Source organism: Lutibacter sp., from assembly GCF_016342705.1.
GTDB lineage: Bacteria > Bacteroidota > Bacteroidia > Flavobacteriales > Flavobacteriaceae > Lutibacter.
This window is the reverse complement of sequence record NZ_JAEINV010000006.1, coordinates 72,576-89,138: the sequence shown is the minus strand read 5'-3', so window position 1 is coordinate 89,138 and position 16,563 is coordinate 72,576. Positions and strand designations below refer to the sequence as shown.

Annotated in this window: 12 protein-coding genes; 10 read left to right on the top strand and 2 right to left on the bottom strand. The window is 30.2% G+C overall.

Translation table 11 applies throughout. The features are described from left to right. Positions 1–176: 176 nt before the first annotated feature. Positions 177–2,282: a translation factor GTPase family protein gene (locus JEY78_RS07300; RefSeq protein ID WP_291848848.1), complete on the bottom strand. Its 2,106-nt coding sequence runs from the start codon at positions 2,280–2,282 to the stop codon at positions 177–179. A 235-nt stretch (positions 2,283–2,517) separates the two neighbouring features. Between JEY78_RS07300 and JEY78_RS07295 the strand changes: the two genes are divergently transcribed. From JEY78_RS07295 to JEY78_RS07250, 10 genes are all read left to right on the top strand, one after another. Continuing rightward, entirely contained in the window at positions 2,518–2,946 is a 429-nt protein-coding gene (locus JEY78_RS07295) for a DUF2141 domain-containing protein (RefSeq protein WP_291848845.1), read from the top strand. 30 nt (positions 2,947–2,976) lie between these two features. After that, the gene (locus tag JEY78_RS07290) at positions 2,977–4,320 is read left to right on the top strand and encodes a 2TM domain-containing protein (RefSeq protein ID WP_291848843.1); all 1,344 of its coding nucleotides are present in this window, start codon (positions 2,977–2,979) and stop codon (positions 4,318–4,320) included. An 86-nt stretch (positions 4,321–4,406) separates the two neighbouring features. Next, complete coding sequence (locus JEY78_RS07285; RefSeq protein ID WP_291848840.1) at positions 4,407–4,694, top strand: 2TM domain-containing protein; 288 nt, start codon at positions 4,407–4,409, stop codon at positions 4,692–4,694. Between the two features lie 9 nt (positions 4,695–4,703). Continuing rightward, positions 4,704–5,021: a 2TM domain-containing protein gene (locus JEY78_RS07280; protein WP_291848837.1), complete on the top strand. Its 318-nt coding sequence runs from the start codon at positions 4,704–4,706 to the stop codon at positions 5,019–5,021. Between the two features lie 390 nt (positions 5,022–5,411). After that, the gene (locus JEY78_RS07275) at positions 5,412–8,891 is read left to right on the top strand and encodes a hypothetical protein (RefSeq protein ID WP_291848834.1); all 3,480 of its coding nucleotides are present in this window, start codon (positions 5,412–5,414) and stop codon (positions 8,889–8,891) included. A 307-nt stretch (positions 8,892–9,198) separates the two neighbouring features. Then, the gene (locus tag JEY78_RS07270; RefSeq protein ID WP_291848831.1) at positions 9,199–9,951 is read left to right on the top strand and encodes a LytTR family DNA-binding domain-containing protein; all 753 of its coding nucleotides are present in this window, start codon (positions 9,199–9,201) and stop codon (positions 9,949–9,951) included. Positions 9,952–9,982: 31 nt separating this feature from the next. Next, a complete protein-coding gene (locus JEY78_RS07265) occupies positions 9,983–10,936 on the top strand; it encodes a TIM barrel protein (RefSeq protein ID WP_291848828.1) in 954 nt (317 codons plus the stop codon). A gap of 272 nt (positions 10,937–11,208) precedes the next feature. Then, positions 11,209–13,074, top strand: a complete 1,866-nt coding sequence (rpsA, locus tag JEY78_RS07260) for a 30S ribosomal protein S1 (protein ID WP_291848824.1) — start codon at positions 11,209–11,211, stop codon at positions 13,072–13,074. 104 nt (positions 13,075–13,178) lie between these two features. Further along, positions 13,179–14,561 (top strand): phosphoglucosamine mutase, encoded by a 1,383-nt coding sequence (glmM, locus tag JEY78_RS07255; RefSeq protein ID WP_291848821.1) that lies wholly within the window; start codon positions 13,179–13,181, stop codon positions 14,559–14,561. Between the two features lie 7 nt (positions 14,562–14,568). Beyond that, positions 14,569–15,387: a hypothetical protein gene (locus JEY78_RS07250; RefSeq protein ID WP_291848818.1), complete on the top strand. Its 819-nt coding sequence runs from the start codon at positions 14,569–14,571 to the stop codon at positions 15,385–15,387. 184 nt (positions 15,388–15,571) lie between these two features. On the opposite strand, the gene JEY78_RS07245 is transcribed toward JEY78_RS07250, so the two are convergent. Then, complete coding sequence (locus tag JEY78_RS07245) at positions 15,572–16,459, bottom strand: lysophospholipid acyltransferase family protein (protein WP_291848815.1); 888 nt, start codon at positions 16,457–16,459, stop codon at positions 15,572–15,574. Positions 16,460–16,563 lie beyond the last annotated feature (104 nt).

The following is a 16,563-nucleotide window of genomic DNA, read 5'->3' as shown; positions in this document are numbered from 1 at the left end:
TAAATTGCTATGTATTTAGTATTTAAGTTTTTAAAAAATTTCTTGTTGAATTTGTACCAACTAAAACTTGATAATTATTAAAATTGATTGAATTAATAAAATACTAAATACACGGAGTAATAAAAAAAGACTCGTCATTAAAAATGACGAGTCTTTATTTTTTAAACTATTTTAGGTTAATTATTTTTAATTAATTCTTCTTGAACGTTGTTAGGCACTAAATCAAAATTAGAAAATTTAGTACTAAAACTACCTCTACCTTGTGTTATTGAACGCAGTGTTGTAGAATATTTATACATTTCTGCTAAAGGAGTTTTAGCTTTAATAGTTTGATATTTTCCATCACTATCCATTCCTAAAATAATGGCTCTTCTAGATTGAAGATCTGTCATTACATTTCCCATTAGTTCTTCAGGAACTTTTACATTTAATTCATGTATTGGCTCAAGTAATTTAGGTTTTGCATTTAAAAAAGCTTCTTTAAATGCGTGTGCTCCAGCAATTTTAAATGAAATATCATTAGAATCTACAGCGTGCATTTTTCCGTCGAATAACATTACTCTAATATCTCTGGCATAAGATCCTGTTAAAGGACCTTCTTCCATAACTTCTAATATTCCTTTTAATACAGACGGTAAATAACGAGCATCAATAACACCACCAACAATACAATTGTAGAATACTAATTTTCCACCCCAATCAAGTTTTACTTCTTCTTTACCACGTATATTAAACCCTTCAGGTTCAGGCATTCCTTCAAAGTAAGGTTCAATTTTTATGTGAACTTCACCAAATTGTCCAGAACCACCAGATTGTTTTTTATGTTTATAGCTTGTAGTTGCAGAACGTTGGATGGTTTCTCTGTAGGCCACTTTTGGTTGATCAAAAGCAGCTTTAATTCCATATACATTATTTAATGTCCAATCAATGGTAGCTAAATGTAATTCTCCTTGGCAAGAAAGTATTAATTGCTTTAATTCTTTCATATAACGCACGGATACTGTTGGATCTTGACTATGAATTTTTCTAAGCGCATCATTTAATTTCTCTTCATCATTTTTATCAACAGCAGTTACTGCTTTGGTAATTCTAGGTTCAGGATATTCAATAGGTTTAATAGTAATATCAGAACCTTTTACACGAAGTGTGTCGTTAGTTTCTGTATATTTTAATTTTAAGGTAGCACCAATATCTCCAGCGCTTAACTTTTCAACCTGATCACGGTTTTTTCCATCCATAATGTATAATTGATTTAAGATCTCAATTTCTTCATTTCTGGAATTTTCTAATTTATCGTTTTGTTTTACTTCACCCGATTTTACTTTAAAGAAACTTATTTGTCCTAAATTTGGTTCGTATAAAGTTTTGAATATAAACAGCGAAGTAGGAGCGTCATTTTTGCATTCAACTAATTTACCTTCTACACTTTGCTCAGGTTTTAAATCTGCAGCAGAAGGAGCTACATTGTCAATAAAGCCCATTAAACGACCACTACCCATATCTTTTAAAGCAGAAACACAAAATACAGGGAATAATTCGTGGTTTAACATTCCTTTTTTAATTCCTTCACGCATTTCATCTTCATTTAACGTACCTTTATCAAAATAAAGTTCCATTAAAGCTTCATCATTCTCAGCTGCTTTTTCAACTAATTCATTATGTAATTCGTTGGCAAGATCAATTTGGTCAGCTGGAATTTCTAATTTTTCAGGTTTTCCACCTTCAGGACCAAATTTATACATTTTCATTTTTAATACATCAATAATACATTGTGCACCATCAACAACTAATGGATACTGCATTTTTACAGCATTATTTCCAATAAGATTTACAATACTTTTAAAACATTCATCAAAATCTGTACTAGGATTGTCTATTTGATTTACAACAAACAATGTAGGTTTTGAATATCTATCTACATAATTCCACATAATTTCTGTCCCAATTTCAACGCCATGTTGTCCGTTAATTACAGTAACAACAGAATCTGCTACACGCATTGTTGAGGCAATCTCACCAATAAAATCGTCTAAGCCAGGAGTATCTAAAATGTTTATTTTGTAATTGCGCCACTCGGTATGAAGAGGTGTGGCAAAAATGGAAGTTTCTCGTTCTTGTTCTATTTCGTGATAGTCTGAAACGGTATTTTTGTTTTCTACACTACCACGACGGTTGACTAATCCAGCTTCAAAGAGCATTGTTTCGGCCAATGTAGTTTTTCCACTTTTGTTAGCTCCTACAAAGGCCACGTTTTTAATGTGTTTATCATCGTATATTTTCATAATGTATATAATTTTATATAAAAGGTTCTATAAAGTTACAAACTTTTTTAGTTAAAAATATGACTTATGTTAGGGTTTTTTAGAAAGAGTTTTTATATATCTTATTTTTAATAAGAAGCTAATTATTACAATTCATCCTAAAATTATTACAATTCGGTAGTTTTAAATTTTGCAGCTTATATTTTAACTGCACTTTTGAAGTGTAAAATAAATTATAAATTTAAAACTATTAAGTATGCAACAAGTAATTTTAACCTTAGTATTTCTATTCTCATCAATAGTAATTTCAAACGCTCAAGAAAGTGAAGTAAAAAATTCAGGAACCATAAAAGTATTGGTGGTAAATGCTTTAAGTGATAAAGGTTCCGTTCATTTTGCTTTTTTTGATAAAGAGAATTTTAGAAAACAACCATTGTTTAGCAAAACAGCAACTATTGAGAACGGTTCAAGTAATGTGACTTTTGAAAATGTTCCGTTTGGTGAATATGCAATTATTTGCTTTCATGATGAAAATGAAAATGATAAACTAGATTTTCAAGTAAATGGAATGCCATTAGAAAGCTATGGAACATCTAACAACGCTTTAAGTTTTGGCCCACCGCAATTTGAAGATGCTAAGTTTATTGTAGGAGCCGAACCTTTATCTTTAGAAATTAAATTTTAAATTGCAGTTATAATTTAGCACTTTAGTTTTATGAAAACCGAATTTAAATACATACTTAAAATCTCAATTATATTAACAGTGGCCATATTTGTTATTGAACGATTATTGAGCGCTGAGGGTTTTAATTTACCAATGAATGAGTTGTTAAGAGTATTAGGTATTCATTTTATGTATGCTTTTGTGCTTACCCTAGTAAATGCTTATTTTTTTCATTTTTTAGATAAAAAAATTAACTGGAAAGACCATGCAAAACAACGTTTAATTTTTGGTGCAATAGGATCGGTTTTAGCAAGCATGGTTGGATTGGTAGTATTGCGATTTGTAACTATAGTTCTTATTTCTAGTCAGCCAGTTGCAGCGTTTTTTAATGATCCCTACGCTGTAAATTATTATATCTTTGGTTTGGTAATTACGTTAAGTGTAAGTTTAATTTTTCATGCCATATTTTTCTATAAGGCGTTAACAGAAACCAAAGTTAAGGAACAAGAAATAGTAGCTAAAACTGAAACAGCAAAATTTGAATCGTTAAAAAGTCAGATAGATCCACATTTTTTATTTAACAGTTTAAATGTTTTAACATCATTAATAGGTGAAAATCCTCAAGCAGCAGAAAAATTTACTACAAAACTTTCTAAAGTTTATAGATATGTGTTAGAACAAAAAAGTAAAGATTTAATTGAATTAGATGAAGAATTGCATTTTGCAAAAACGTATATGGAATTATTAAATATGCGTTTTGAAAACGCTGTGACCTTTGAAATTCCTGAGAAAGCGAGTCATTCAGAATTGAAAATCATTCCGCTATCATTACAATTACTGTTAGAAAATGCTATTAAGCATAATGTGGTTTCAGAAGAAAACCCCTTAACTGTTAAAATTGAAGAAAAAGAGGGCTATTTAGTAGTTTCCAATAATTTTAAACCCAAAGCAGTTTTAGAAAAAGGAACAAAAGTGGGGTTGCAAAATATAGTGGACAGGTATCATTTATTAACTCTTAAAAAGGTAGAAATAACTAAAATTAATGAAAGCTTTATAGTAAAACTTCCATTATTAACTCAAAAAACAAAAATGATGAGAACAACAGAAATACAAGAAAATAGTAAATATATAAGAGCCGTTGAACGTGTTGAAGAAATTAAAGGATTTTATAGTAGCCTAATAGCTTACTGTATTGTAATTCCATTTTTAATTTATATTAATTTAACCTATGTGCCTCAATTTCATTGGTTTTGGTTTCCAATTATGGGTTGGGGAATAGGATTGGTTTTTGCAGGATTTAAAGCATTTGCATACAATCCGTTTTTAGGAAAAAATTGGGAGGAACGTAAAATTCAAGAATATATGAATGAAGATAAAAAGCAATATTGGGAGTAAGATTAAAGGCTAAAGTTTAAAGGTAAAAGGAGATAGTAAATGTGTCATCTGGAGCGTAGTTGAGAGATGATTTAAAACAAAATAAAATGATAAAGCAATATACACAAGAGGAAAAATATTTAAGAGCAAAGAAAAGAGTTGATAATATAAAAGGTTTTTACGCCAATTTATTAGCGTACTGTTTAGTAATTCCGTTTTTATTTTTTATAAATTATATGACTTCACCAGGGTATTGGTGGTTTTTTTGGCCAATGCTTGGTTGGGGAATTGGAATAGCCTTTCACGCATTTGGAGTTTTTGGAAATAACCTAATTTTTGGAAAAGATTGGGAAGAAAAAAAGATTAAAGAAATGATGGATAAAGATAAAAGTTAAAAAAAAGAAATGATGGAAAATTCAAATTTAAAAGAGCAAAAATATATTAGAGCCAAAAAACGAGTAAAAGCTATAAAAGGCTTTTATGTACACCTTGTTGTGTATATAGTAGTAAATGTATTTTTAATTATCACAAAATCTTTTTCAAACGGAGAATGGGATAATTTTTGGCAATGGCAAACCTATAATACTGCCATTTTTTGGGGAATCGGAATTCTTTTTCATGCATTTAATGTATTTGGAATGAGCTTTATATTAGGCGCAGATTGGGAAGAAAGAAAAATAAAAGAAATGATGGATAGAGATAAACGCGATTTATGGGAATAGATTTTTATTAAAGTAAAACCTAAAAGGCTGTTGTAAAATACTATTTTCAACAGCCTTTTTTGTGATTTATAAGTTATTTTAACTTTTTTTAAATCTATACAATTTATTGTATTCTGTTTTTTGCTGAAAATTATTTCGATAAATTTATTTTTAACTCTAATTATTGTAGAAAATTCATTAAACATCTAATAATTTACGAATAATTGATTTTGAAAAAGTTTTGAACATTTTATTTGAAAAACTATTTAATGAATTCCTTTAAAAATAGGGCTAAATTCATCATTTTTGTAACTGTAAAATTGGTTAACCAATTTTTTTACTAGGAAATAAAGAGAATCCTACCTTAATAATTCAATAATAGAATAGTGATAACTATTTAATTTTTTTTAAATGAACAAAGCACAAATGATGAATAATGAGCCTTTAAAACAAAGCAGAAAGGATACAGTACAATACATTAACCTTCAATTGGCATCTTTGGGGCAGCCTATTTATAAGGATGACGAGAAAGCAAATGAAAAGTTTTGTAATTCTAAATTTCAAACGTTAACAAACGGATTGATAAAAAGTTTTCGTGAAAAATCAAGATTGTTATCAAATTATCTTTCTCCTGCAGATACGAGGGTTCAAGAATTTTTAAATGATTATTTAAAGGATGTTCCTTTTCAGAAATCCATTAAACTACCAAATGATTCTTTAGTTCTAACCCAGCAGGGGCACGCACGTGAGTTAAGTTTGCCGCCAAACGGAACAACTTTTGTAAGTGATGATATTACTTCTTATAGAATAAAACAAGGAATTTTAAACAATCCAATCAATGATAAAAGAACTACAAAAGGAACCTTTCATATTGTTGAAGGTGATTTGCCAGTTCCATTAGATAAAAAAGAGGTTCCTAAAATTGCATTCGCACATTTTTTAAATGCGGCTTTCAATCCATCGGATAAATTAAAAACATTACCATTTACTTCCAACCAGGAAGCGCAAGCAAAAGTGATGGTTTCTATGTTAATGCGCCCTATGGTTTGTCCAGAAGTGAAAGGCATAATTTCAAAAAAGAGTATGGAAGTTCGCTTTTTTGCTCCAGGAAGTTTGGTAACCAATCTAGACTTTGTAGAGTCTATATTTGGCAATGCAGGCGATCCTTATTTGGCGCAATATGATGCAGCTTTAGATACGGAACATTGGACAGGTCATACAGGTTGTATAATTCTTGCTCCTCAGTTAAAATTATTAAAGAAAAAAGATATTGGTTTACCTCATTTTAACGATGCAACACCACGTCAAATAAATGATGAAATGTACTGGAAAGATGAAAATGAATTGTATAATGATGGTGGTGCTTTTAAAGTAACGTGTAGAGATGATAGAGGTGTAGTTGTTACTATTATTGCCGATAATTATTTCGGATATTCTAAAAAAGAAATTAAAACACAAATCAGTTATTCTGCCAATTTATTTGGTTTGGTTGAAGAAGAGCATTCAGGTGGAGCAATTGCGTATCCAAGAGGCGTCATGGGAGATATTGTTGATGGAAGCGCTTTTTCTACAAAATTTGGAAGTAATTATAATTTTGAAGATGTAAAATCTTTTTTAGGGGATAGCATTGAGGTGAAACCAGAAAATTATGCCGTTGATAAAAAATACCCGAATATAGTTTATATTCCAGAAAACGCATACATTAATACCAATACAAATAGTATTACTTGGATGTATCATGGAAATGAACAAAAGTTAATATTATCGCCGCTTAAAACATATGTGCACCCAACAGGAAATAAATTTAAATTAGAAAAGCACAACGCTATAGCTTTATGGAGAATTGTAAATACTTCGCCTGAAGGTGTTTTTTGTCATAAACCGTGTACCGTTTCTGGTGGAGGAAAATCTGAAATTTCAAAATCTATGCAAAATGCTATTACCTATAGCGCATTTAATATTATAGATATTGATGAGGATTTTAAAAAAGCAGATGAAATCATAGAATTTGACTATTCAAAAAGATGGAAAAATTACGATCCAACTTTGCCACCATCACGCTCATTTTTAGATAAAGGAAGAACTTTAGGTTCCGCAGTAAAATTATTAACACCTTCCAGTGTAAATAGTGATGAATTCAATCAGTTTATTGCAAATATTCCGGTGCATATTCGTTCTCTGGTATTGTTTGTGAAGCGCTTGTACCGTCAAGATCACGCAGAAATAAACTGGAAAGATTTAATGTCTGTTGAAATTATCAACGGAAAAAACGGCACAGGATTACAATATCATAATGCGCCAGTTGTGGGAAGTTATGTACGTATTGGTTTCAATCAAAAAGGAGGTTGGTTATTAAATAAATTAAGATCTGATTTTTCTGCAAGTCAAAAAATTCAGTTAGAAGATGATATTTCCGCTTCAATTACATTACCTAGAAATCAGTTTAAAAATTTAAATGCCGAATACACAAATAAAAGTTTAAAAGTTGTTGCAAACTGCGAGTCGCATTTATTTCAACGTCCAGACGAAGCCATTGTTCGTGGTTATGATAAAGGTGCGGAATACGATTTGGTTAGCAATAATGTATTTTTAACCAATTATGAATTGTTGAAAAAGAAAGATGCTATTGAAATTTTTGTGGACACAATTAATTTTGACAAATATACACAACCTGTTAAAGATTTAATTTTAAGTGTTGTTAACAGTCCAAATGAAGAAGAATATTTTGCATTGCCTTCACATACAAGAATTGTTGATGGAGAACCAACAAAAAATCCACGTTATTTAGAGCCTAACATTTTTATTAATGAAACTGAAGCTAGTTATTTAGGTGAAGTGGGTGTGCGTTTGTTCAGAAAAATAAAAGCTGAAGATCCCGTAATTAATGTTGTAAATGCGGTTTTGCCAGGAAGAAGAAATAATCCGGTTGATAAAATAGCAGGCATTCGTCCGTTAGCCGTTTATAATCCAATACATTATCAAGAAACTCCAGAATTGTTTATGGATTTCATTTGTAGTCTTACAGGTAAATCGCCATCAACAACAGGAGCTGGTTCTGAAGGAGCTTTAACAAAAGGACCTTTTAATATGTTAACGCCAACAACCGATTTAAATAACGCATTATTATCACATATTTTAACAGAATCTAATGCTTTTAGTACTGCTGCAGGTTATGTGGGTGGTGAAAATAAAGTAGACCACGATATTAGTTTGTTAATTCCTGAAATTTGGGCGCGTTTAGTACCTGAAGATCGTGATCCTAAAGCGTTAATAGCTAACGGTTCCTTAGAAAAAATAGAAGATTTTGAATATAAAGGAGAAAAAGTATTGGCAAGTAGGTTGGGGTATAGAATTACAAGTACCTTTTCTTTAAGATGTTTAAACCGTTTGTTTGATGAGCCAAATGCTGTTTTTAATGAGAAAATGTTAAAACCAGAAATGCAAGGATTGGAAGATTATGTAGATGGAATTGCAAATATTGTGGAAGCGCAGCAAAAAGTAGCATTGCGTTATTTTGAAGATGGAAGTGTACATGCGGCAATACCACCGTTAAAAATATTGTTGCATATAATGGCATATGGACATTATGAAGGTAAAGATATGAGTAATACGGAGCTAAGAAGCTATTTTGAAAGAGATTATGTAATAGATAGCGATTGGTATAAAGAACGTTTGATATTGAAGCAGCAAAAAGATATTCGTTTTTACATAAAGCAAATCAGTTATTTAGAAGGATTTATTTCAAATGAAGAAAATAAACAATTGGTAGAGGAAATGAATATAAAAACGCGCTTACAAAAAGTTGAAAGCGCATTAAAAGAGGCTAGTTCTCCAGCATATCTTAAAAATTTGGTAGGGACTATTGGAGTAGATCCATTGTTTAGAAAATAGTTTATAATAAAAAGAAGCTGTCTCAAAAGTATTAAAAGCCGTCATTCTGAACTTGTTTCAGAATCTTATCATACTAATAATCAATTACTATGAGAACCTGAAACAAGTTCAGGTTGACGTAAATTTCACTTTTGGCACAGCCTCTTTTTAGTTTTTAATCGTTTACTAAAAACTAAGTTTTATCAACAAGAAAGATGATAACTTCGTATTCAGTTGTTATTGTTTTTTATAAATTAGTATCACTGTAATTGAAATACAATTTTTTTTGTGATTCATATGTAAAATTCAAAAAAATAAAAGCTAAAAAATGAATGTAGTTATTATAGAAGATGAAAAACCAGCAGCGAGAAGATTAAATAGAATGTTAACTGATGTAGGAATGCACGTTGAAACTATGTTGCATTCGGTTGAAGAAGCTGTTAATTGGTTTCATAACAATGAACATCCAGATTTATTGTTTTTAGATATTCAATTGTCGGACGGTTTATCTTTTGAAATTTTTGAAGAAGTGGAGGTTAAAAGCGCTATAATTTTTACTACTGCCTATGATGAATATGCACTAAAGGCTTTTAAATTAAATAGCGTAGATTATTTGCTAAAACCAATTGATGTTGATGAATTGGAAAACGCTATCAATCAATTTAAAAAATTACAAGCGTCATCCTCAAAACCTAGTTTTGATTTGGAGCAATTGAAAACATTGATTTTACCTTCGCAAAAAGAGTATAAAAAACGTTTTACCGTTAAAATTGGTCAGCATTTAAAAATGATTCCTATTGAATCTGTGGAATGTTTTTACAGTGAAAATAAAGCCACACAAATGCATACAACTGATAACAGAAGTTATGTAATTGAAGAGTCTTTAGAAACTTTAGAAAAAAATTTAAATCCAGCACAATTTTTTAGAGTGAGTAGAAAATACTATGTAAATATAACCGCTATAAAAGATATTATTTCATATTCTAATAGTCGACTTAAAATTATATTAAACTCATTTTCAGAGTCTGAGATTATTGTAAGCAGAGAACGTGTAAAAGATTTTAAAAATTGGATAGCATAATATTCTTAAAAAATAGATAATTAAATAAGGGATGAAAACTAAAAATTCACGTAGAACTTTTATTAAACAAACTGCAGCAGCAGCAGCGTATATTCCATTTTTAAATGTTCAAACAGGTTTTGGAGCTTCAATTTTCAGTGAAAATGAATTAAATATTCATATTTTTTCTAAGCACTTACAATTATTAGACTATCAATCGGTGGGTGAAAAAACGGCTGAGTTAGGGTTTGCAGGAGTAGATTTAACAGTGAGAAAAGGCGGGCATGTGTTACCAGAGTTTGTGAAAAGAGATTTGCCTATTGCGGTGGAAGCTATTAAAAAAGGTGGTTCACAATGTATTATGATGGCCACTAATGTTGAAAATGCTGAAAATAAACTAGATATTGATGTGCTGGAAACCGCTTCTAAATTAGGTATTCAATATTACAGATCTAATTGGTTTAAATATTCAGATGAAGGTGACATAGAAGAAGAACTATTAAAATATCAACAACAAGTAACTGCTTTAAGTAACCTAAATAAAGAATTTGGAATTGTTGGTTGTTACCAAAATCATGCAGGAAAATATGTAGGTTCGTCAATTTGGGAAGTGAAAAAATTATTAGAATTTGCGGATCCGGCATATTTTGGAAGTCAATATGATATTAGACACGCTATGGTTGAAGGAGGTCTTTCTTGGGAAAATGGGTTAAAATTGATAAAAAACAACGTTAAAACAATTGTTTTAAAAGATTTTAAATGGAGTAAAGTAAACGGTGTATGGAATGTTGTTGATACTCCAATTGGCGAAGGAATGGTAGATTTTGACACGTATTTTAAACTATTAAAAAAATACAATTTAAATATTCCTGTTTCTTTGCACGTGGAATACGAGTTAGGAAATGGAAATTTTAATAATTTATCAAGCTTAGAACAAGAAAACTTAATGTATCAGGCTATGCGAAAAGATGTGATAACAATTAAAAATTTATGGAGTAAAGCATAATTAGTTACAGTTGAATTTGTTGCGTTAAAATTGCAATTATTTAATCAAAAACAAAATGCAAGTAATAAGCTACATCACAATTTTAATTTAAAAATATACAAATGCTTCATTTTCTTTTTGTTAATTAAAAAAAATCACTAAATTTGCACGCCTTTTTACGATAACAGATTTAAAAAGGAATTAAAGAAAAATATATATAAATAATCTCTTGTTGTTAGAATCGTTTAAAAATCTGAATAACAACAAGATACAAATTTTTATCATCAGCACATATGTCTGAAGAAACAAAAAAAACTGAAGAGCAAGTACCAGCTACTGAAGTAAAACAAACAGAGGCAACAGCCGAAAAAGCAACAGAAAAAGTAGCAGAAGCTCCTATAGTTGAAAAAGTAAACCCAGAAGAATTTTTAGCTAATTTTAATTGGCATAAATACGAAGAAGGTATTGATTTAATTGACGAAGAAAACATTAAAGCATTTGAAGCTGCTTTAGATGGTACATTAGGCTTAGTAAATGAGCGTGAAGTAATTGAAGGATTAGTTGTAAGAAAAACTGATCGTGAAGCAATTATTGATATCAATTCAAAATCTGAAGGTGTAATTTCGTTAAACGAATTTCGTTACAATCCAGGTTTAAAAGTTGGAGATATTGTTGAAGTTTTAGTTGACAAAAGAGAAGATAGTACTGGTCAATTAGTATTATCACACAAAAAAGCAAGAGTTATTAAGGCTTGGGATCGTGTGAACGCAGCTCACGAAAGTGGAGAAGTTGTTAATGGTTTCGTAAAATGTAGAACTCGTGGAGGTATGATTGTAGATGTTTTCGGAATTGAAGCATTCTTACCAGGTTCTCAAATTGATGTGAAACCAATTAGAGATTACGATCAATATGTTGAAAAAACAATGGAATTTAAAGTTGTGAAAGTAAATCACGAATTTAAAAACGTTGTTGTATCTCATAAAGCACTTATTGAAGCTGATATTGAAGTTCAAAAGAAAGAAATTATTGGTAAATTAGAAAAAGGACAAGTATTAGAAGGTATTGTTAAAAACATTACTTCTTACGGTGTATTTGTTGATTTAGGTGGTGTAGACGGTTTAGTTCACATTACAGATTTATCATGGTCAAGAATTAACCACCCAAGTGAAGTGGTTGAATTAGATCAAACATTAAACGTAGTAATTCTTGATTTTGATGATGAAAAAACAAGAATTCAATTAGGTTTAAAACAATTAAACGCTCACCCATGGGAAGCTTTAGACGCTAACATTGCTGTTGGTGATACTGTAAAAGGTAAAGTAGTTGTAATCGCTGATTACGGTGCATTTATCGAGGTAGCTCAAGGTGTTGAAGGTTTAATTCACGTATCTGAAATGTCTTGGTCAACACATTTACGTTCTGCACAAGATTTCGTATCTGTAGGTGATGAAGTTGAAGCGCAGGTTTTAACTTTAGATAGAGAAGATAGAAAAATGAGTTTAGGTATTAAACAATTACACCCAGATCCTTGGACTAACATTGCTGAGAAATATCCAGTAGGTTCAACTCACGAAGGAACTGTGCGTAACTATACTAACTTTGGTGTATTTGTTGAATTAGAAGAAGGAATTGACGGATTAGTATATATCTCTGATTTATCTTGGACTAAGAAAATTAAACACCCATCTGATTTCACTTCAGTAGGAGATAAATTAGAAGTTCAAGTATTAGAATTAGATGTTGAAGGGCGTAAATTAAATTTAGGACACAAACATACTACAGATAATCCTTGGGATGCTCACGAAGATACCTATACTATTGATTCTGTTCATACAGGTGTTGTAAAAGACAAAAGTGATAAAGGTTTAATTGTAACATTAGAAAATGGTGTTGAAGCTTTTGTACCAAGTCGTTTTATTACTAAAGAAGACGGAACTAAGTTAGCAAAAGGAGATACTGCTGAATTTAAAGTGTTAGAATTTAACAAAGAATTTAGAAGAGTAGTAGCTTCACATACATCTATATTTAAAGAACAAGAAGAGAAAAATGTAAAAACAGTACAACAAAAAAATACTGATTCTGCAGAAAAAACTACTTTTGGAGATTTAAATGATGACTTGTTAGCATTAAAGAAAAAAATGGAAAAAAAGAATAAATAATTCTTTATTCCTTTTATATTATAAAAAAGCTGTATCATTTGATACAGCTTTTTTTTTCGCTATTACAACTATAAAAATTATCTTTGTTCAACTAAATTTTAGCGATGTCTTTAATAAAATCAATATCAGGAATACGAGGAACTATAGGAGGAAAAACGAATGATAATTTAACTCCTATTGATACCGTAAAGTTTGCTGCAGCGTATGGAATGTGGCTTAAAAAACAATCAAATAAAGAAAAACTTACTGTTATAATTGGTCGAGATGCACGAATTTCGGGTAAAATGATCAGTAGTTTAGTAAGCAATACACTTGTAGGTTTAGGAATACACGTTTTAGATATTGGTTTATCAACTACGCCAACAGTAGAATTAGCGGTAACATTAGATAAGGCAGATGGAGGCATTATAATCACTGCAAGTCACAATCCAAAACAATGGAATGCCTTAAAACTATTAAATAGTAAAGGGGAGTTTTTAAATGCAGCGGACGGAGAAGCTATATTACATATAGCGGAGAATGATGCCTATATATTTTCAGAAGTAGATGATTTAGGAACTTATGATAGAAAGAAAAACTACATTGAAAAACATATTCAAGAAGTTTTAAAATTAAAATTGGTGGATGTAGAAGCTATTAAAAAAGCGAACTTTAAAGTGGTGGTAGATGCTGTTAATTCCACAGGAGGAATTGCAATTCCAGCCTTATTAAAAGAACTAAACGTGGAATGTGTTGAGTTATATTGTACACCAAACGGACAATTCCCGCACAATCCGGAACCTTTAAAAGAACATTTAACCGATATTTCCGAATTGGTAGTAAAAGAAAAGGCCGATTTTGGAATTGTAGTAGATCCAGATGTTGACAGATTGGCGTTAATTTGCGAAGATGGTTCTATGTTTGGCGAAGAATATACATTGGTGGCTTGCGCCGATTATGTGTTAGGAAAAACACCTGGAAATACGGTTTCAAACCTTTCATCATCAAGAGCATTACGTGATATTACAGAAAAACATGGTGGTAAATATCAGGCAAGTGCTGTTGGAGAAGTAAATGTGGTGGAGTTAATGAAAACTTCAAAAGCCGTGATAGGAGGAGAAGGAAATGGAGGGATTATTTATCCAGAATCTCATTATGGAAGAGATTCATTGGTAGGTGTTGCATTATTTTTATCGCATTTAGCCAATTTAAAAATGTCTTGTAAGCAATTAAGAGATAGTTATCCAAGCTATTTTATGAGTAAAAATAAAATTGAATTAACGCCAGAAATTAATGTTGATTTAATTTTAGAAACCATAGCTTCAAACTATAAAAACGAAGACGTCATCACCATTGACGGTGTTAAAATCAATTTTAAAAGTGAGTGGGTGCATTTAAGAAAATCGAATACCGAGCCAATTATTAGAATTTATACGGAAAGCACTTCGCAAGAAAGTGCCGATGCATTGGCGGTTAGATTTATCAATGAAATTAAAGCAATTATTTAAATATATTATGAAAAATTTAATTTTAGGTATCGTGTTATTGAGTTCCATTGTTAGTGTTGCTCAAGAAAATAATTATAATGATGCAGGCCCAAATAAAGGAAAGTTTTTTGCGTATTGGGGATGGAATAGAGGACATTATTCTAAATCTGATATTACTTTTAAAGGTGAAAATTATAATTTTACGTTAAGTGATGTGGCTTCAAAAGATAAACCGAAGCCGTTTGGTATTTATTATTTTAAAATTGATGAGGTAACAATTCCTCAAACTAATTTTAGAATTGGCTATTTTATTAAAGAAAATTACAATATTTCTATAGGAGTAGACCATATGAAATATGTGATGAAAAATGACCAAACCGTAAAATTTAAAGGCGACTTGCCTAGTGGAAGTGATGTATATGTTACTGGAAATGAAATTTTATTATCGGAAGATTTTTTATTATTTGAACATACGGATGGTTTGAATTATATAAATACGGAGATCAGTAGGTATGATAATTTAGATAATTGGTTGAAATTTAAGGTTAAAAATATTGATATTAACCTTACGGAAGGAGTTGGAATAGGAATGTTGTATCCAAAAACAAATACTACCTTATTAGGCAAAGAACGTTACGATGAATTTCATGTTTCTGGTTATGGTGTTTCTGCTCATGCAGGTTTAAATATTACCTTTTTTAAACACTTTTTTATTCAATCTAATATGAAAGTTGGGTATATAAATATGCAAGATATTAGAACAACTGCAAGTACAAAAGATAGTGCATCTCAACATTTTACATTCTTTGAAAACATGTATGTTTTTGGAGCTAGATTTGGTATTTAAAAAAGTTTACAAAGAATAAATATTAAAATAGGCTATCTAAAAAGTGATATTTCCGTCAACCTGAACTTGTTTCAGGTTCGCATACTAATTGATAAATAGTATGATGAGATTATGAATTAAATTCAGAATGACGATTTCCAATACTTTTTAGATCGCCTCTTTTTATTTCAAAATTTCAAACTTATCATTCAACAGGTGCTTTGTCTTTATGCTTAAAACGTCTGTGTGTCCAAAAGTAAAATTCTGGATTTGTTCGAATTTGTTTTTCAACTTTTTCTAAAAAGATATCGGTTAACTTATAATCTGGAATAGTTTTGGCATCATTAGTAATTAAACTGAAAGTAGTTTCATAATACCCTCTTTTAATTCTTTTAACATCCATAAATACCATATTCATATCAAATCTTTTCGCTAACATTTCACCACCCGTATGAATTGGAACTTTTACACCTAAAAATTTACTCCAATAAAAGGTTTTCTTAATTTGAGGAGATTGGTCGCTTAACAAGCCGTACATAGCTTGAATGTTGTTTTTTTGGTTGTGTTGAATTTCAGCGACTACTTTAGCGGTCTGAATTAAATGTGTACCAAATTTAGCTCTAGATTTTAGTACTTTATCATTAAAATATGGATTGTTAACTTTTGTATAAGCAGCATACCCTTTATAAGCTACAAAAGAATCTAAACTCATAATCCATTCCCAATTGGCATAATGCGAACCTACTAAAATAACGCTTTTACCATCTTTATATAAATCATCAAAAAAATGGATGTTGGGAAATTTATAGCGTTTATATACTTCTTCTTTTGAAACAGTAAATGATTTAATCATTTCAATAAATACATCCACAAAATGATGATAAAACTTTTTACTGAGCTTTATATTTTCTTCTAAAGAATTTTCAGGAAAAGCTAACTTTAAATTGTTTAAAACTACTTTTTTTCTATAACCAATTATATAGTAAATCAACAAATAAATACCATCTGAGAGCGCATATAAAACTCTGAAAGGTAGTATTGAGATGAGCCAAACAATTGGGTAAACGAGTATGTAAATTATAAAATTTGTCATTTGAAGTGCAAATATCGAATATTTTTTTTATTTGACTCTTTTAATGCTTATCAAATAAAATTTATATAGGATGAAGAATAGTAGTTATGGAACTTATATTTTGT

Bases quoted from the DNA above. Each gene is read 5' to 3' on its own strand.
- JEY78_RS07300 (WP_291848848.1), bottom strand. From the start codon at position 2,282: ATGAAAATATACGATGATAAACACATTAAAAACGTGGCCTTTGTAGGA.
- JEY78_RS07295 (WP_291848845.1), top strand. From the start codon at position 2,518: ATGCAACAAGTAATTTTAACCTTAGTATTTCTATTCTCATCAATAGTA.
- JEY78_RS07290 (WP_291848843.1), top strand. From the start codon at position 2,977: ATGAAAACCGAATTTAAATACATACTTAAAATCTCAATTATATTAACA.
- JEY78_RS07285 (WP_291848840.1), top strand. From the start codon at position 4,407: ATGATAAAGCAATATACACAAGAGGAAAAATATTTAAGAGCAAAGAAA.
- JEY78_RS07280 (WP_291848837.1), top strand. From the start codon at position 4,704: ATGATGGAAAATTCAAATTTAAAAGAGCAAAAATATATTAGAGCCAAA.
- JEY78_RS07275 (WP_291848834.1), top strand. From the start codon at position 5,412: ATGAACAAAGCACAAATGATGAATAATGAGCCTTTAAAACAAAGCAGA.
- JEY78_RS07270 (WP_291848831.1), top strand. From the start codon at position 9,199: ATGAATGTAGTTATTATAGAAGATGAAAAACCAGCAGCGAGAAGATTA.
- JEY78_RS07265 (WP_291848828.1), top strand. From the start codon at position 9,983: ATGAAAACTAAAAATTCACGTAGAACTTTTATTAAACAAACTGCAGCA.
- rpsA (WP_291848824.1), top strand. From the start codon at position 11,209: ATGTCTGAAGAAACAAAAAAAACTGAAGAGCAAGTACCAGCTACTGAA.
- glmM (WP_291848821.1), top strand. From the start codon at position 13,179: ATGTCTTTAATAAAATCAATATCAGGAATACGAGGAACTATAGGAGGA.
- JEY78_RS07250 (WP_291848818.1), top strand. From the start codon at position 14,569: ATGAAAAATTTAATTTTAGGTATCGTGTTATTGAGTTCCATTGTTAGT.
- JEY78_RS07245 (WP_291848815.1), bottom strand. From the start codon at position 16,459: ATGACAAATTTTATAATTTACATACTCGTTTACCCAATTGTTTGGCTC.